This is a genomic window from Pseudomonas sp. BJa3, assembly GCF_026343815.1.
Classification (GTDB): domain Bacteria; phylum Pseudomonadota; class Gammaproteobacteria; order Pseudomonadales; family Pseudomonadaceae; genus Aquipseudomonas; species Aquipseudomonas soli.
Map to the genome: position 1 here is coordinate 67,888 of NZ_JAOXMC010000014.1, position 16,979 is coordinate 84,866.

Here is a 16,979-nt window from a genome sequence, read left to right on the forward strand (position 1 = left end):
AGACAGGTAGCAAATGCAATGATCAGGGTACGATCCCGGGGCAGCGCCGAGTTGCAGGTTCAGCGGCACGTGGACAAGCTGTGTGCTGTCGGCGTGCTTTGCAAGCGTGCAGGGACTGCTTGCATATCGGTGATGTTCCTCGTGGCGCTCTGCGGGTATCCTCGCCTGAGCCTTTCCTGAACTGTCCTGATTTCCAAGGAGCTGCACGCTGTGTTCAAACATGTCGATGCCTATGCCGGCGACCCGATCCTCTCGTTGATGGAAACCTTCAAGGCCGACCCGCGGGCCGCCAAGGTCAACCTGAGTATCGGCCTGTACTACGACGAAGCCGGCGTGGTGCCGCAGCTGGCGGCGGTGGCCGAGGTGGAGAAACGCCTGGCCGGCCAGCCCCATGAAGCCTCGCTGTACCTGCCGATGGAAGGCCTGGCCGCCTACCGCCAGGCGATCCAGGCGCTGCTGTTCGGCGCCGAGCACCCGGCCGTCGTCGCTGGCCGCGTGGCCACCGTGCAGACCGTCGGCGGCTCGGGCGCGCTGAAAGTCGGTGCCGACTTCCTCAAGCGTTACTTCCCAGGCTCCGAGGTATGGGTGAGCAACCCGACCTGGGACAACCACCGGGCAATCTTCGAAGGCGCGGGTTTCAAGGTGCACACCTACCCGTACTTCGACCCTGACACCCGCGGCGTCGACTTCGCCGGCATGCTGGCCAGCCTGCAGGCCTTGCCGCAGAACAGCGTGGTCCTGCTGCACCCGTGCTGCCACAACCCCACCGGCGTCGACCTGGACCAGCAGCAGTGGCAACAGGTGGTAGAGGTGGTCAAGGCGCGCCAGTTGATCCCGTTCCTCGATATCGCCTACCAGGGCTTCGGCGAAGGCCTGGTCGAAGACGCCTATGCGATCCGCGAAATGGCCGGTGCCGGCGTGCCTTGCCTGGTCAGCAACTCGTTCTCGAAGATCTTCTCGCTGTACGGCGAGCGGGTAGGGGGCTTGTCGGTGGTCTGTGATGATGCTGCCACCGCTTCCAGCGTGCTGGGTCAGCTCAAGGCGACTGTGCGTCGCAACTACTCCAGCCCGCCTGCGTTCGGCGCCCAGCTGGTGGCCGGGGTGCTCGGCGACGCTGAGCTGAGTGCCAAGTGGGCCGCAGAAGTGGAAGTGATGCGCAAGCGCATCCTCGACATGCGCCAGGGGCTGGTCGACCTGCTCGGCGAGCTGCTGCCAGGCCAGGACTTCCAGTTCTTCCTGCGCCAGCGGGGCATGTTCAGCTATACCGGTTTCAGCGTGGAACAAGTGCGTCGGCTGCGTGATGAGTTTGGCGTGTACCTGATCGACAGCGGCCGGGTATGCATGTCCGGGCTGCGCCCGGCCAACCTGCGTCAAGTGGCCGAGGCATTTGCCGCCGTGCACAAGGGCTGACATCGGCGCTGGCCGAACTGGCTTTATCGCGGGGCAAGTCGCATCGGCGCACCGATGCGCCTTGCCCCGCAGTAGTTTTTGCAACCCGAAATCCTGCTTTCTTGTACAGACAAGTGCAACCGTCCCTCGGGCGGGGCTTCCCCAAGTGCAACCTTTGCATGCACAATCGCGCCCCTCTTCCCCGGTTGAGTTGGGCGAATCGTCTATTTCGCCATTCTCAGCCTGTTGCAGTCTTGCGAGTGGAGCTTCACCCGGAATGAATGAGCAGGCCCCAAGCGTTGAACAACGCTTTGCAGAATCGACCCCCGCCACCCTCGGCAGCTGGTCGCGTCAAGACACCACCTGGATGCTGGGCCTGTTCGGCACGGCCATCGGCGCCGGAACCCTGTTCCTGCCCATCAACGCCGGCCTTGGCGGTTTCTGGCCGCTGCTGGTCCTGGCTTTGCTGGCTTTCCCCATGACCTACTTCGCTCATCGCGGGCTGACCCGTTTCGTGCTGTCGGGCAGCAAGGGCGGTGATATCACCGACGTGGTCGAGGAACATTTCGGCATCACCGCCGGTGCGCTGATCACCGTCTTGTACTTCTTCGCCATCTTCCCGATCCTGCTGATCTACAGCGTGGCGCTGACCAACACCGTCAGCAGCTTCATGGAGCACCAGCTGCATATCGCGCCGCCGCCGCGGGCAATCCTGTCGTTCGTGCTGATCCTCGGCCTGCTGGCCATCGTGCGCTGCGGCGAACAGGCCACGGTCAAGGTCATGAGCCTGCTGGTGTATCCGTTCATCGTCGCCCTGGCTTTGCTGGCCCTCTACCTGGTGCCGCACTGGACCGGCGGCATCCTTGACACCGCTACCCAGGTGCCGTCCGGCTCGGCCTTCCTGCACACCGTGTGGCTGGCCATTCCGGTGATGGTGTTCTCGTTCAACCACTCGCCGATCATCTCGGCCTTTGCCGTTGATCAGAAGCGCCGCTACGCCGAGCACGCCGACGAGCGCAGCGGCCAGATCCTGCGCCGCGCCCACCTGCTGATGGTGCTGATGGTGCTGTTCTTCGTGTTCAGCTGCGTGCTGACCCTGAGCAGCGCCCAGCTGGCTGAAGCCAAGGCGCAGAACCTGTCGATCCTGTCCTACCTGGCCAACCACTTCGAGCAGCCGGCCATCGCTTTCGCCGCGCCACTGATCGCCTTCATCGCCATCGCCAAGTCGTTCCTGGGCCACTACATCGGTGCCAGCGAAGGCCTCAAGGGCATGATCGTCAAGACCGGCATGCGCCCGGGCGCCAAGGCCCTGGACCGCATCGTCGCCGCACTGATGTTGGTGGTGTGCTGGATCGTCGCCACCCTCAACCCGAGCATCCTGGGCATGATTGAATCGCTCGGCGGTCCGATCATCGCCGTGCTGCTGTTCCTGATGCCGATGTATGCCATCCGCCGCGTGCCGTCGATGCGCAAGTACAGCGGTGCGCTGTCCAACGTGTTCGTGGTGGTGGTCGGCCTGGTGGCCTTGACCTCGGTGGTTTACGGCCTGCTGGCTTGATGCATTTCTGAATGCGGTGTGCCCGGGTGGCTTGTTGCGATCCGGGCATTTTTTTGTCCACAAGAATTGTCTGGCAATGCAACAATTTCATGTTTGGTTATAGGCACTTGCGCGTCTTCATGCTTAACTCGAGGTCTTTTTCCAAACCCGCAAAGGATTTCCGTCATGGCTCAAGTGACTCTCAAAGGCAACCCGGTTCAAGTCAAAGGCGAGCTGCCGAAAGCTGGCGCCCAGGCACCTGCCTTCTCCCTGGTGGCTGGCAACCTGGCCGATACGTCGCTGAAAGACTTTGCCGGCAAGCGCAAGGTGCTGAACATCTTCCCAAGCGTCGATACCCCGACCTGCGCCACCTCGGTGCGCAAGTTCAACGCTCAGGCCAACGACGTGGCCAACACCGTGGTGCTGTGCATCTCCGCCGACCTGCCGTTCGCCCAGGCGCGCTTCTGCGGCGCTGAAGGCCTGGAGAACGTGAAGAACCTGTCGACCCTGCGTGGCCGCGAGTTCCTGGAAAACTACGGCGTGGCCATCGTCGATGGCCCGCTGGCCGGCCTGGCCGCTCGCGCCGTGGTGGTGCTGGACGAAAACGACAAGGTGCTGCACAGCGAGCTGGTGGGCGAAATCGCCGACGAGCCGAACTACGATGCGGCACTGGCTGTCTTGAAGTAACGCCACGCGCCCGTTTGGGCGGCGTGGGAGCGGGCTTGACCCGCGATTGCACGTTGAAGGCAGACGTCATAGCCTGATACGACGCCATTGCGATGCTAGCCCGCTCTCACTGGCGGGTTACACCCTGTTACGGCCTGGACCCTGTTCCAGGCCGTTTTCATTTAAAGTTCACCCCTTTGCCAACGTCAGCCGAAGGTAAAGCACTGGTAAAGCCCCTTTGCTAAAACGATGCCAGTGCTTATCGTTCACGCTCGCCACACCGTCATTCTCTGAACAAGGTTCGTTCAACCCATGCAAGCCTCCAATTCCCGTTCCCCTCGTCGCTGGCTGTTCGGCCTGCTGATCCTGCTGCTGGTGGCCCTGTTGGCCTGGTGGCTGTGGCCCGCAACGACTGCCCATCCAGAGGGTAGCGGACAACGCCCGGGCAAAGGCATGGGCGGCCGGCCGGGTTTTGGCGCCTCCACCGAAGCGGTGCCGGTGCGCGTCGAGCCTGCGCGGGTGGGTGACTTCCCGCTGTACTACAAGGCCCTTGGCACCGTGACCGCGACCAACACGGTCAACGTGCGCAGCCGGGTGGCCGGCGAGCTGGTCAAGATCCACTTCAAGGAAGGCCAGCAGGTCAAGGCCGGTGACCTGCTCGCCGAGATCGACCCGCGCAGCTACCGCATCGCCCTGCAGCAGGCCGAAGGCACCCTGGCGCAAAACCAGGCGCAACTGAAGAATGCCCAGGTCGACCTGGCCCGTTATAAGGGCCTGTATGCCGAAGACAGCATCGCCAAGCAGACCCTGGACACCGCCGAGGCACAGGTCGGGCAATTCCAGGGGCTGGTCAAGACCAACCAGGCGCAGGTCAACGATGCCCGCCTGAACCTGGCGTTCACCCAGATCCGTGCGCCGATCAGCGGTCGCCTTGGCCTGCGCCAGCTGGACCTGGGCAACCTGGTCGCCGCCAACGACACCACGGCGCTGGTGGTCATTACCCAGACCGAACCGATCAGCGTCGCCTTCACCTTGCCGGAAACCCAGCTCGACACCGTGCTCGCCCGCTACCGCAGCGGTGCCAGCCTGCCGGTCGAAGCCTGGGACCGTGGCGATCAGAAGCTGCAGTCCACCGGCGTGCTGGGCAGCCTCGACAACCAGATCGACACCGCCACCGGCACCCTGAAGTTCAAGGGCACCTTCCAGAACACCGACCACGCCCTGTTTCCCAACCAGTTCGTCAATGTGCGCCTGTTGGCCGACACCCTGAAACAGGTGGTACTGGCGCCGACCGCGGCCATCCAGTTCGGCAATGACGGCACCTTCGCCTACGTGGTCAACGCCGAGAACACCATCAACATCCGCCCCCTCAAGGTCGGTGCGAGCGATGGTGAGAACAGTGTGATCGTCGAGGGCCTGGCCGCCGGTGACCGCCTGGTCCTGGAAGGCACCGACCGCCTGCGCGAAGGCTCCAAGGTCGAGGTGGTCGAAGACAGCTCGCAAGTGCCGACCACCCCGGGCCAGCATCTGCAGGGGCAGGGCGCCAAGGGCTCGGCGCAGACTGGTGAACCAGGCTCCAAGGCGGGCGCATGAACCTCTCGCGCCTGTTCATCCTGCGGCCGGTGGCCACCACGCTGAGCATGCTGGCCATCGTCCTGGCCGGCCTGATCGCCTACAAGCTGCTACCGGTGGCGGCCTTGCCCCAGGTCGACTACCCGACCATCCGCGTCATGACCCTGTACCCCGGCGCCAGCCCCCAGGTGATGACCAGCGCCGTCACCGCGCCACTGGAGCGTCAGTTCGGCCAGATGCCGGGCCTCGAGCAGATGGCCTCGACCAGCTCCGGCGGCGCTTCGGTGCTGACCCTGCGTTTCAACCTCGACATGAACATGGATGTCGCCGAGCAGCAGGTACAGGCCGCGATCAACGCCGCCAGCAACCTGCTGCCCAGCGACCTGCCGGCACCGCCGGTGTACAACAAGGTCAACCCGGCCGACACGCCGGTGCTGACCTTGGCCATCTCGTCCAAGACCATGCCGCTGCCCAAGCTCAACGACCTGGTCGACACCCGCGTAGCGCAGAAAATCGCCCAGATCAGTGGCGTCGGCATGGTCAGCATCGCCGGCGGCCAGCGCCAGGCGGTGCGGATCAAGGTCAACGTCGACGCCCTGGCGGCCAACGGCCTGAACCTGGACGACGTGCGCACCCTGATCGGTGCCTCCAACGTCAACCAGCCCAAGGGCAACTTCGATGGCCCGACCCGGGTGTCGATGCTCGACGCCAATGACCAGCTGCGCTCGCCGGCCGAGTACGCCAATCTCATCCTCAAGTACAACAATGGCGCACCGCTGCGCCTGAAGGACGTCGCCGAGATCGTCGACGGCGCCGAGAACGAGCGCCTTGCCGCCTGGGCCAACCAGAACGAGGCGGTCCTGCTGAACATCCAGCGCCAACCCGGCGCCAACGTCATCGAGGTGGTCGACCGGATCAAGGAACTGCTGCCGTCGATCACCGATAACCTGCCGGCGGGTCTGGACGTGAGCGTGCTCACCGACCGTACCCAGACCATCCGTGCCGCCGTGCGCGACGTGCAGCACGAGTTGCTGTTCGCCATTGCCCTGGTGGTGATGGTGACCTTCCTGTTCCTGCGCCGGGCGTCGGCCACGATCATCCCGTCGATCGCCGTGCCGCTGTCGCTGATCGGCACCTTCGGGGTGATGTACCTGGCCGGTTTCTCGGTCAACAACCTCACGCTGATGGCCCTGACCATCGCCACCGGTTTCGTGGTGGACGATGCCATCGTCATGCTGGAGAACATCTCCCGGCATATAGAAGAGGGCGAGACACCGCTGCAGGCCGCGCTCAAGGGCGCTAAACAGATCGGTTTCACCCTGATCTCGCTGACCTTCTCGCTGATCGCGGTATTGATCCCGCTGCTGTTCATGGCCGACGTGGTCGGGCGGCTATTCCGCGAGTTCGCCATCACCCTGGCGGTGGCCATCCTGATTTCCCTGGTGGTGTCACTGACGCTGACGCCGATGATGTGCGCCCGGCTGCTCAAGCGCGAGCCCAAGGAAGAGGAGCAAGGCCGCTTCTACCGTGCTAGCGGCGCCTGGATCGACTGGCTGATCAAGCACTACGCCAGTGCCCTGACCTGGGTGCTCAAGCGCCAGCCATTGACCTTGCTGGTGGCCGTGGCCACCTTGGCGTTGACCGTGGTGCTTTACCTGATGGTGCCCAAGGGCTTCTTCCCGGCCCAGGACACCGGGGTGATCCAGGGTATTTCCGAGGCACCGCAGTCGACTTCGTTCGCCGCCATGAGTCAACGCCAGCAGGCACTGACCGAGGTGATCCTGCAGGACCCGGCGGTGCAGAGCCTGTCTTCCTACATCGGTGTGGACGGCGACAACGCCACCCTGAACAGCGGCCGCCTGCTGATCAACCTCAAGCCCCATGGCGAGCGCGACGTGACGGCAGCCGAGGTGATCAGCCGCTTGCAGCCGCAGCTCGACAAGCTGGTCGGCATCCGCCTGTTCATGCAGCCGGTGCAGGACCTGAGCATCGAGGACCGGGTCAGCCGCACCCAGTACCAGTTCAGCCTCAGCTCGCCGGATGCCGACATGCTTGCCGAGTGGAGCGGCAAGCTGGTGCAGGCACTGAAGGACCGCCCGGAACTCCAGGACGTGGCCAGCGATCTGCAGGACAAGGGCCTGCAGGTGTACCTGGTGATCGACCGCGACATGGCCAGCCGTCTCGGCATCACCGTGGCGCAGATCACCAACGCCCTGTACGACGCCTTCGGTCAGCGGCAGATCTCGACCATCTACACCCAGGCCAGCCAGTACCGCGTTGTACTGCAGTCGCAGACTGCGGCCAGCCTCGGTCCGCAGGCGCTTGAGGCGGTCCACGTCAAGGCCGCCGACGGCGGCCAGGTGCGCCTGTCGGCCCTGGCGCGCATCGAGCAGCGCCAGGCCCAGTTGGCCATCTCGCACATCGGCCAGTTCCCGGCGGTGATGATGTCGTTCAACCTGGCCCATGGCGCGTCCCTGGGCGAGGCGGTCAAGGTGATCGAGCAGGTGCAGCAGGACATCGGCATGCCGATCGGCGTGCAGACCCGCTTCCAGGGCGCTGCCGAGGCGTTCCAGGCCTCGCTGTCGAGTACCTTGCTACTGATCCTCGCCGCCGTGGTGACCATGTACATCGTGCTTGGCGTGCTCTACGAGAGCTACATCCACCCGGTGACCATCCTCTCGACGTTGCCTTCGGCGGCGGTGGGGGCCTTGCTGGCGCTGTTGCTGAGCGGCAACGACCTGGGCATGATCGCCATTATCGGCATCATCCTGCTGATCGGCATCGTCAAGAAGAACGCGATCATGATGATCGACTTCGCCCTGGAAGCCGAGCGCCATCAGGGCATGAGCCCGAGTGATGCGATCTATCAGGCTGCGCTGCTGCGCTTCCGGCCGATCCTGATGACCACCCTGGCCGCGCTGTTCGGTGCCGTGCCGCTGATGCTCGCCACCGGTTCCGGCGCCGAGCTGCGTCAGCCGCTGGGCCTGGTGATGGTTGGCGGCCTGCTGGTGAGTCAGGTGCTGACCCTGTTCACCACACCGGTCATCTACCTGTACTTCGATCGCCTGGCTCGTCGCTGGCGCCCGCTTGACGATGCGCGGCAGGCCGAAGCATGAACCTCTCCGCACCTTTCATCCGCCGGCCCGTGGCCACCATGCTGCTCAGCCTGGCGATCATGTTGCTGGGCGGGGTGAGTTTCGGCCTGCTGCCGGTGTCGCCGTTGCCGCAGATGGATTTCCCGGTGATCGTGGTACAGGCCAGCCTGCCTGGAGCCAGCCCCGAGGTCATGGCGTCCACCGTCGCCACGCCGCTGGAGCGCAAGCTTGGCGCCATTGCCGGCGTCACCACCCTGACCAGCAGTTCCAACCAGGGCTCGACCCGGGTGATCATCGGCTTTGAACTGGGCCGCGACATTGATGGTGCGGCACGCGAGGTGCAGGCCGCGATCAACGCTACCCGCAACCTGCTGCCCAGCGGCATGCGCAGCATGCCCACCTACAAGAAGATCAACCCTTCCCAGGCGCCGATCATGGTGCTGTCGCTGACCTCGCAGGTGCTGTCCAAGGGCAAGCTCTACGACCTGGCCGACACCATCCTGTCCCAGAGCCTGTCACAGGTCAGCGGGGTAGGGGAAGTACAGATCGGCGGCAGTTCGCTGCCGGCGGTGCGCATCGAGCTCGAGCCGCAACTGCTCAACCAGTACGGCCTGTCCCTGGACGATGTGCGCGCCGCGGTGGCCAACGCCAACCAGCGCCGGCCCATGGGCTTTGTCGAGGACAGCGAGCGCAACTGGCAAGTGCGCGCCAACGACCAGTTGGAGCAGGCCGAAGACTACAAGCCTATCATCATCCGCCAGCAGAATGGTTCGATCCTGCGGCTGTCGGATGTGGCCAAGGTCAGTGATGGCGTGGAAAACCGCTACAACAGTGGCTTCTTCAACGACGAGAGCGCTGTGCTGCTGGTGGTCAACCGCCAGGCCAACGCCAACATCATCCAGACCGTCGACCAGATCAAGGCCGAGCTGCCGGCACTGCAGTCGCTGTTGCCGGCCAGCGTCAAGCTCAACGTAGCCATGGACCGCTCGCCGGTGATCAAGGCCACCTTGAAGGAGGCCGAGCACACCTTGCTGATCGCGGTGGTGCTGGTGATCCTGGTGGTGTACCTGTTCCTCGGCAACTTCCGCGCCTCGCTGATCCCGAGCCTGGCGGTACCGGTGTCGCTGGTGGGGACCTTCGCCGTGATGTACCTGTGTGGGTTCTCGCTGAACAATCTGTCGCTGATGGCGCTGATCCTTGCCACCGGCCTGGTGGTGGACGATGCCATCGTGGTGCTGGAGAACATCTCCCGACACATCGAGAAGGGCGAGAGCCCGATGCGGGCGGCCTACAAAGGCGCGCAGGAGGTCGGTTTCACCCTGCTGTCGATGAACGTCTCGCTGGTGGCGGTGTTCGTCTCCATCCTGTTCATGGGGGGGATCGTTCGCGGGCTGTTCAAGGAATTCTCGATCACCCTGGCGGCGGCAATCATCGTCTCGCTGGTGGTGTCGCTGACCCTCACGCCGATGCTCTGCTCGCGCTGGCTCAAGATCCATGGCCCGCAGCAGCAGACCCGCCTGCAACGCTGGAGCGACCGTATTCACCAGCGCATGGTCGCCGGCTACGACAAGAGCCTGGGCTGGGCGCTGCGCCACAGGCGCCTGACCCTGCTCAGCCTGCTGGCCACCATCGTACTCAACATCGCGCTGTACGTGGTGGTGCCCAAGACCCTGATGCCGCAGCAGGACACCGGCCAATTGCAAGGTTTCATCCGCGGCGATGACGGGCTGTCGTTCACGGTCATGCAACCAAAGATGGAAATCTACCGCCGCGCCCTGCTCGCGGACCCGGCCGTGGAGAGTGTCGCCGGCTTCATTGGCGGCAACAGTGGTACCAATAATGCGTTCGTGCTAGTACGGCTGAAACCGATCGCCGAGCGCAAGGAGAATGCGCAGAAAGTCATCGACCGCTTGCGCAAGGACCTGCCGAAGATACCCGGCGGGCGCCTGTACCTGATGGCCGACCAGGACCTGCAACTCGGTGGCGGCGGGCGCGACCAGACCACCTCCCAGTACCTGTACACCTTGCAGAGCGGCGATCTGGCCGCTTTGCGCGAATGGTTCCCCAAGGTCGCCGCCGAGCTGCGCAAACTGCCCGAGCTGACCGCCATCGACGCCCGCGATGGCGCCGGTACCCAGCAGGTGACCCTGGTGGTCGACCGTGACCAGGCCAAGCGCCTGGGTATCGACATGGACATGGTCACCGCGGTGCTCAACAACGCCTACAGCCAGCGGCAGATATCGACCATCTACGACAGCCTCAACCAGTACCAGGTGGTACTGGAGATCAACCCGAAATACGCCTGGGACCCAAGTACCCTGGAACAAGTGCAGGTGATCACCGCCGACGGCGCCCGGGTGCCGCTGTCCACCTTCGCCCGCTATGAGAACAGCCTGGCCAACGACCGCGTCAGCCACGAAGGCCAGTTCGCCTCCGAAGACATCTCGTTCGATGTTGCCGAAGGCTACAGCCCCGACCAGGCCCTGGCCGCGCTGGAGCGGGCGGTGGCCAGGCTTGGCCTGCCCGAATCGGTGATCGCCAAGCTCGGTGGCGACGCGGACGCGTTCACCAAGACCGCCCAAGGCCAGCCGTTCATGATCCTCGGCGCCCTGGTGCTGGTGTACCTGGTGCTGGGCATTCTGTATGAAAGCTACATCCACCCATTGACGATCCTCTCCACGCTGCCTTCGGCAGGGGTCGGCGCCTTGCTGGCACTGTACCTGACCGGTGGCGAGTTCAGCCTGATCTCGCTGCTCGGGCTGTTCCTGCTGATCGGCGTGGTGAAGAAGAACGCCATTCTGATGATCGACTTGGCCCTGCAACTCGAGCGCCATGAAGGCTTGTCACCGGAGGCGTCGATCCGCCGTGCCTGCCTGCTGCGCCTGCGGCCGATCCTGATGACCACCCTGGCCGCGATCCTCGGCGCGCTGCCGCTGCTGCTCAGCCGCGCCGAGGGCGCCGAGATGCGCCAGCCGTTGGGCCTGACCATCATCGGCGGCCTGGTGTTCAGCCAGATCCTCACCCTCTACACCACCCCCGTGGTCTATCTGTACCTCGATCGCCTGCGCCACCGGTTCAACCGTTGGCGCGGCGTGCGCACCGATGCTGCCCTGGATACCCCGCTATGAACTTTGCCCACTCCCGAATCCATCGTGCCCTCAGGCTGCTCACCCATGGGCGCGGCTCGCGGCTGGTCAGCGCCGGGCTGTGCGTGGCCATGCTCAGCGCCTGTACCTTGAGCCCGGATTATCATCGCCCGGAACTCAGCACCCCGCTGCAGTTCAAGCAGGCCCAGGGCTGGACCCAGGCCAACCCATCCGATGCCATCGCCCGCGGGGCATGGTGGGAGCTGTATGGCGACAAGCAGCTCGACGCCCTGGTGGAAGAGCTCAACCGCAGCAACCAGACGGTGGCGCAGTACGAAGCGCAGTATCGTCAGGCCCAGGCGCTGGTGCGCAGCAGCCGCGCCGCGCTGTTCCCCTCATTGAACCTCTCCGTTGGGAAGAACCGTTCGGCCCAGGGCACCGGGAGCTCCAGCTCGAGCCTGTCGAACAACAGCAGTGGCATCCGCGATACCTACAACGCGCAACTCGGCGTGAGCTGGGAAATCGACCTGTGGGGCAAGCTGCGGGAGGCCATGAACGCCAACGAGGCCAGTGCCGAGGCCAGTTTGGCTGATATGGCGGCCATTCGCCTGAGCCAGCAGTCGGAACTGGTGCAGAACTACTTGCAACTGCGGGTCATCGACGCGCAGAAACGCTTGCTCGAGGCCACGGTAGCGGCCTATGAACGGTCGTTGAAGATGAACGAGAACCAGTATCGCGCCGGGGTTGCCGGGCCGGATGCCGTAGCCCAGGCACGTACCCAGCTCAAGAGCACCCAGGCCGACCTTATTGACCTGGCCTGGCAACGCGCGCAGTACGAAAACGCCATTGCCGTGCTGATGGGCAAGGCGCCGGCCGACTTCGCCCTGGCTGCGAGCCGCGACATTCCGGCGTTGCCGCCGGTGCCGGTGTCGCTCCCTTCGCAGTTGCTCGAGCGCAGGCCCGACATCGCTTCAGCCGAACGCAAGGTCATGGCGGCCAACGCCAACATCGGCGTCTCCCGGGCGGCGTACTTCCCCGACCTGTCCCTGAGCATGAATGGCGGGTACTCCAGCAGCAGTTTCAACAACTGGATCGAGCTTCCCAACCGTTACTGGTCCGTCGGCCCGCAGTTGGCGTTGACGTTGTTCGATGCCGGCAAGCGTAGCGCCGAGGTGGACCGCAGCGTGGCGGTGTACGACCAGACCGTGGCGCAGTACCGGCAGGCCGTGCTGGATGGGTTCAAGGAGGTCGAGAACTACCTGGTGCAGCTCAAGGTGTATGGGGACGAAGCCGTTGTCCGGCAGGAAGCGCTCGAGGCGGCGCGGGAGTCGTTACGCTTGACCGAGAACCAGTACAGGGCCGGGCTGATCGGTTACCTGGACGTGGTGAACGTGCAGACCACGGCGCTCAGTAGCGAGCGTAGTGTATTGACGCTGTTGCAGGGGCGGCTGGTGGCGAGCGTGCAGTTGATCGCGGCGCTTGGCGGTGGCTGGGATGCTCGAGCGCAGTTGGCCGAGCAGTGACCTGCTGTTTGCGCCTTACCCCGTGACGCTGTACCGCATCACAGATAGCCAGATGGCACGTGGCGTTTGGCCATTTCTCGTGCAAACTGGGTAAAGCCACCTCGTCGGTGGCACAATCCATTGCACGAGGAACGCCATGAGCGGACGTTGTCTGGGCTTGTCTGTGTGGTTGTCGTGCCTGCTGGCAGTTATTCCACTGCACGGCCTGGCCACAGACAGCTGCAAGCACCTCACCGCCACCGGCAACCCGGAGTACCCACCTTATCTCTGGCGCGACCCGCATAACCCCGAGCAACTTATCGGGGCCAATGCCGACCTGCTGAAGGAGGTGGCCAAGGACCTCGGCCTGGTGGTGGATGTGGTGTATGTCGGGCCGTGGTCCAGGGCGCAGGAGGAAGTGAGCAGCGGGCGCATCGACATGCTTGCCGGCTACTTTCGTACCCAGGCGCGTGAACTGTTGACCGACTTCATCAGCCCGCCATTTCTGTTCAATTCCAGCGTGGTCTGGGTGCGCAAGGGCGAGGGCTTCGCCTACAGCGACTGGTCCGACCTCAAGGGGCGACGCGGCGGAACGCTGGTCAACAATAGCCATGGCCAGGCGTTCGACGACTACGCCCGGGCGCAGCTCCACCTCGAAGCAGTGCCCAGCGCCACCCAGGCCTTCCAGAAGTTGCTGTTCAGGCGCAGCGACTACGTGATCTTCGAGCAGTATCCCGGCATGGCCTTGGCGCGCACGTTGGGCAAGGAAAAGGAGCTGGAGGTACTTGAGCCGCCGGTGTCCAGCGAAGGGCTGTACCTGGCGCTATCGCACAAGTCGGGTTGCAACCAGCCGGCACTGCGCGAACAGCTGGCGCGCAAGATGCGGGAGCTGGTGGCAGGGCCCTTGCCCGAACAACTGGTGGCCGAAAACCTGGAGCGCTGGCAGCGTCAACAGGCCGGAAAGTGAATCGGGCTGACGCGGCGCTGTCACGCTAGCTCAGCTCTTGCACTTGGCCACGACGACCTGGCAGGTCCGCGGCGTGCCCCCGGATCTGCCGGCGTAGCGCATGCAACTGTCCAGCGACTTCCTGCTCGCCATGGCCAGTGTCGGACCGAATGCCAGGCCACCCTCGCCGCTGCTGGGCAGCGCCTTGGCATAGCAGTTGGAGCCTTGGGCGGCGTAGCGGGTGCTGGCGTGCTTGTTCGAACAACCGGTCGAGATGAACAAGGTGATGGCGAGCAGGGCGAGGCGCACTGCATGCCGGGGCAGGGTGGCCATTGCAGGCTCCGGGAACGGCGTGGTGGTGTGTTGAGCTTAGCCGGAGTCGCTTCGCTTGGCTTGGTGTTTCTCGTGGTCAGGGATGCCAGATCGATGGGTTTGCCCGCGGTCGACGCCATGAGCACAAGCAAACGACAAGTGGCATTATGCCTCCAGTTACTCGCGAAAACGCTCTAACCCCTTCACTGCAGGGCTTGCGAGCGGATTTTGGATCCATCGAGAAGCACGAAAACCCCGTGCGTTTCAGCAAAGCTTGAGTACAATCATCGGCTTTTCCCGGGCCTGCCGGGTTCGTTCCTGGAAGTGCGAATGCTGATCGGTAGCTACTCCTCCTCGCTGGTGTTGATCTCGCTGTGCGTGGCCATCCTTGCCTCCTACACGGCCCTGGACCTGACCGGGCGCATCGCCACGGCCAAGGGCCGGGCGGTGTACCTGTGGATGGGCGGCGGAGCGCTGGCCATGGGAATCGGCATCTGGTCGATGCACTTCATCGGCATGCTGGCGTTCAGCCTGCCCATCGAGTTGGGTTACGACACCGCACTGACAGGGCTGTCACTGCTGATCGCGGTGGCTTCGTCGGGTTTCGCCCTGTGGCTGGTGAGCCAGCCGAAGCTACCTTTGCTGCAATTGGCCTTCGGTGCCTTGATCATGGGCACCGGCATCGCCTGCATGCACTACATGGGCATGGCCGCTCTGCGCATGCAACCGGGCATCGACTACGATCCGACGTTGTTCGGCGCCTCCCTGGCCATCGCGGTGGGGGCTTCGGCGGCGGCGCTTTGGATAGCCTTCCGCTTGCGCCAGCACACGCCCTACGTACGGCAGATCCGTGGCGTTGCGGCGGTGGTGATGGGGGGCGCCATCGTCGGCATGCACTACACCGGCATGGCGGCGGCCAACTTCCCTGCGGGCAGTTTCTGCGGGGCATTGACCACGGGATTGGCGGGGGACGGCCTGGATTACCTGGTGCTGATCACTACCTTGGCAGTGCTGGCGGTGGCCTTGCTGACTTCGGTGCTCGACGCCCGGCTGGAAGCGCGTACGGCGGAACTGGCACGCTCGCTGACCCTGGCCAACCAGGAACTGACCCAGTTGGCCTTGCACGACACCCTGACCGGGCTGCCCAACCGCACGCTGCTGGCCGACCGGATCGACCAAGCCATCGGCCGCGTTGCAGAGCAGGGGGGCTGTTTCGCGCTGATGTTCATCGACCTGGACGGGTTCAAACCCGTCAACGACGCCTTCGGCCACCATGTCGGCGACTTGCTGCTCAAGGCGGTGGCGGCGCGGTTGCGCGGCCACCTGCATAGCCAGGACACCCTGGCGCGCATCGGCGGTGACGAATTCGTGCTGCTGGTGGAGTTGGACGAGCCGGATGACGCCATGAATGTCGCGGCCAAGCAAGTCAACCTGATGTCCAAGCCGTTCCGTGTAGCCGAGCATGACCTGCAGTTGTCGGCGAGCCTGGGCATCGTGATGTATCCCGGCAACGGCCTGGACCAGCACGAACTGCTGCGCAACGCCGACGCCGCCATGTACCACGCCAAGAGCGCCGGCAAGAACGGTTACAGCTTTTTCGATGGTTCGATGAACAGCAATGCGCGCCAGCAACTGCAGCTGCTGCAGGATCTGCGCACGGCCCTGGACCATGGCCAGTTCCGCCTGCACTATCAGCCCAAGTTCGATGCCGCGCAGCGTCTGCCCATCGGTGCCGAGGCCCTGCTGCGCTGGGAACATCCGCAACATGGGCTGATGCTGCCGGACCGTTTCATCGGCCTGGCGGAAAAGACCGGGCTGATCATACCGATCGGCGAATGGGTGCTGGGTGAAGCCTGTCGGCAGATGCGCCAGTGGCTGGGCCAAGGCAATGAGCAATGGCGAATTGCGGTGAACCTGTCGGCCATCCAGTTCTGCCATGTCGGGTTGGTCGACAGCGTGGCGCGGGCGCTGGAGGAAAACGACCTGCCGGCCAATCGACTGACCCTGGAAATCACCGAAACCACTGCCATGCGCGATGCCGACGCCAGTCTCCAGGTGCTTCAGCGCCTCTCGGACATGGGCGTGGACCTGTCCATCGATGATTTCGGTACCGGCTATTCCAGCCTGATGTACCTCAAGCGCCTGCCGGCTAACGAACTCAAAATCGACCGCGGTTTCGTGCGCGACCTGGAGCAGGATAGCGATGACGCAGCGATCGTCTCGGCCATCGTCGCCCTGGGCCAGGCACTTGGCTTGCGCATTGTCGCCGAAGGCGTCGAAACCGACGGCCAGCAGGAATTCCTCACCCGCCTGGGTTGCGATTCGCTGCAAGGTTATCTGCTTGGCCAGCCGGTACCGCCCGACCAGTTCATGAAAGGATTGCAGGCGCTCAATGCGCGTCAGGCTCAGGTAGGCTAGACAGCGCTGCGCAGTGGGCTGGCGAGCAGGTCGAAGGTCTCCATCTCGGCCTCCACGGCCTCGATGATCCGCTCGACATCGGTGGCGTGCATGATGGTTGCGCAGGGAATGCCGGCAATGGCCAGCAGCGTCTCGCCGGTGGCACGGTCGAACAGCCGGGCGACCATGCTGCGCGGAGCGTCCATGCTGGCCTCGAAACCAAGCGGATGAAAATGCCAACGCATCACCTGGCAGGCGTTGGGGAACGTCATCTTGTTCATGCCAGCCTCCTTGTTCGTGAACGTGGTGATTGCAAAGCCGTATCAGGGTACACCGTCCTGGCCGTCAGGACTCTAACCTTAGCACCTGCCATGTCAGTATTCGCAGGAAAATATGGCAGATGTACTAATGCATGACGGCCTTCACAGTCCTGTCACGATGAACGGTGGTTTCGCAGGGGCCAGGCAAACGTTTTCC

At 64.0% G+C, this 16,979-nt stretch carries 11 protein-coding genes; 9 read left to right on the forward strand and 2 right to left on the reverse strand.

What is annotated here, in order from left to right:
• Nucleotides 1–210 precede the first annotated feature (210 nt).
• The 8 genes from OH705_RS18250 to OH705_RS18285 all read left to right on the forward strand — a co-directional run bounded on the left by OH705_RS18250 (nucleotide 211) and on the right by OH705_RS18285 (nucleotide 13,814).
• Nucleotides 211–1,410 carry an amino acid aminotransferase gene (locus OH705_RS18250; protein WP_267302698.1) on the forward strand — a complete coding sequence of 400 codons (1,200 nt, stop codon included), beginning with the start codon at nucleotides 211–213 and terminating at the stop codon, nucleotides 1,408–1,410.
• 256 nt (nucleotides 1,411–1,666) lie between these two features.
• Complete coding sequence (locus OH705_RS18255; protein ID WP_094012129.1) at nucleotides 1,667–2,947, forward strand: serine/threonine transporter; 1,281 nt, start codon at nucleotides 1,667–1,669, stop codon at nucleotides 2,945–2,947.
• A gap of 165 nt (nucleotides 2,948–3,112) precedes the next feature.
• On the forward strand, nucleotides 3,113–3,613 hold the full coding sequence (gene tpx, locus OH705_RS18260; protein WP_094012130.1) for a thiol peroxidase: 501 nt from the start codon (nucleotides 3,113–3,115) through the stop codon (nucleotides 3,611–3,613).
• A 291-nt stretch (nucleotides 3,614–3,904) separates the two neighbouring features.
• Nucleotides 3,905–5,185 carry an MdtA/MuxA family multidrug efflux RND transporter periplasmic adaptor subunit gene (locus OH705_RS18265; RefSeq protein WP_110605743.1) on the forward strand — a complete coding sequence of 427 codons (1,281 nt, stop codon included), beginning with the start codon at nucleotides 3,905–3,907 and terminating at the stop codon, nucleotides 5,183–5,185.
• Nucleotides 5,182–8,280 carry an MdtB/MuxB family multidrug efflux RND transporter permease subunit gene (locus OH705_RS18270; RefSeq protein ID WP_267302699.1) on the forward strand — a complete coding sequence of 1,033 codons (3,099 nt, stop codon included), beginning with the start codon at nucleotides 5,182–5,184 and terminating at the stop codon, nucleotides 8,278–8,280. The genes OH705_RS18265 and OH705_RS18270 overlap by 4 nt, the downstream gene beginning before the upstream one ends.
• On the forward strand, nucleotides 8,277–11,387 hold the full coding sequence (locus OH705_RS18275; RefSeq protein WP_110605745.1) for a multidrug efflux RND transporter permease subunit: 3,111 nt from the start codon (nucleotides 8,277–8,279) through the stop codon (nucleotides 11,385–11,387). The genes OH705_RS18270 and OH705_RS18275 overlap by 4 nt, the downstream gene beginning before the upstream one ends.
• Nucleotides 11,384–12,868, forward strand: a complete 1,485-nt coding sequence (locus OH705_RS18280; protein ID WP_267302700.1) for an efflux transporter outer membrane subunit — start codon at nucleotides 11,384–11,386, stop codon at nucleotides 12,866–12,868. The genes OH705_RS18275 and OH705_RS18280 overlap by 4 nt, the downstream gene beginning before the upstream one ends.
• 136 nt (nucleotides 12,869–13,004) lie before the next feature.
• Nucleotides 13,005–13,814, forward strand: coding sequence for a substrate-binding periplasmic protein (locus tag OH705_RS18285; RefSeq protein ID WP_094012135.1), 810 nt, complete (start codon nucleotides 13,005–13,007; stop codon nucleotides 13,812–13,814).
• A gap of 30 nt (nucleotides 13,815–13,844) precedes the next feature.
• On the opposite strand, the gene OH705_RS18290 is transcribed toward OH705_RS18285, so the two are convergent.
• Nucleotides 13,845–14,126: a hypothetical protein gene (locus OH705_RS18290; protein ID WP_267302701.1), complete on the reverse strand. Its 282-nt coding sequence runs from the start codon at nucleotides 14,124–14,126 to the stop codon at nucleotides 13,845–13,847.
• Nucleotides 14,127–14,435: 309 nt separating this feature from the next.
• On the opposite strand from OH705_RS18290, the gene OH705_RS18295 reads away from it, so the two are divergent.
• On the forward strand, nucleotides 14,436–16,523 hold the full coding sequence (locus OH705_RS18295) for a putative bifunctional diguanylate cyclase/phosphodiesterase (RefSeq protein ID WP_267302702.1): 2,088 nt from the start codon (nucleotides 14,436–14,438) through the stop codon (nucleotides 16,521–16,523).
• Here the strand turns inward: OH705_RS18295 and OH705_RS18300 are convergent.
• The gene (locus OH705_RS18300) at nucleotides 16,520–16,783 is read right to left on the reverse strand and encodes a DUF1652 domain-containing protein (RefSeq protein WP_094012138.1); all 264 of its coding nucleotides are present in this window, start codon (nucleotides 16,781–16,783) and stop codon (nucleotides 16,520–16,522) included. The two genes, OH705_RS18295 and OH705_RS18300, sit on opposite strands and share 4 nt — an antisense overlap.
• Between the last annotated feature and the right edge of the window lie 196 nt (nucleotides 16,784–16,979).

Coding starts and splice junctions, on each gene's coding strand:
- OH705_RS18265 (WP_110605743.1), top strand. CDS start 3,905: ATGCAAGCCTCCAATTCCCGTTCCCCTCGTCGCTGGCTGTTCGGCCTG.
- OH705_RS18295 (WP_267302702.1), top strand. CDS start 14,436: ATGCTGATCGGTAGCTACTCCTCCTCGCTGGTGTTGATCTCGCTGTGC.
- OH705_RS18285 (WP_094012135.1), top strand. CDS start 13,005: ATGAGCGGACGTTGTCTGGGCTTGTCTGTGTGGTTGTCGTGCCTGCTG.
- OH705_RS18300 (WP_094012138.1), bottom strand. CDS start 16,783: ATGAACAAGATGACGTTCCCCAACGCCTGCCAGGTGATGCGTTGGCAT.
- OH705_RS18290 (WP_267302701.1), bottom strand. CDS start 14,126: ATGGCCACCCTGCCCCGGCATGCAGTGCGCCTCGCCCTGCTCGCCATC.
- OH705_RS18270 (WP_267302699.1), top strand. CDS start 5,182: ATGAACCTCTCGCGCCTGTTCATCCTGCGGCCGGTGGCCACCACGCTG.
- OH705_RS18275 (WP_110605745.1), top strand. CDS start 8,277: ATGAACCTCTCCGCACCTTTCATCCGCCGGCCCGTGGCCACCATGCTG.
- OH705_RS18255 (WP_094012129.1), top strand. CDS start 1,667: ATGAATGAGCAGGCCCCAAGCGTTGAACAACGCTTTGCAGAATCGACC.
- OH705_RS18280 (WP_267302700.1), top strand. CDS start 11,384: ATGAACTTTGCCCACTCCCGAATCCATCGTGCCCTCAGGCTGCTCACC.
- tpx (WP_094012130.1), top strand. CDS start 3,113: ATGGCTCAAGTGACTCTCAAAGGCAACCCGGTTCAAGTCAAAGGCGAG.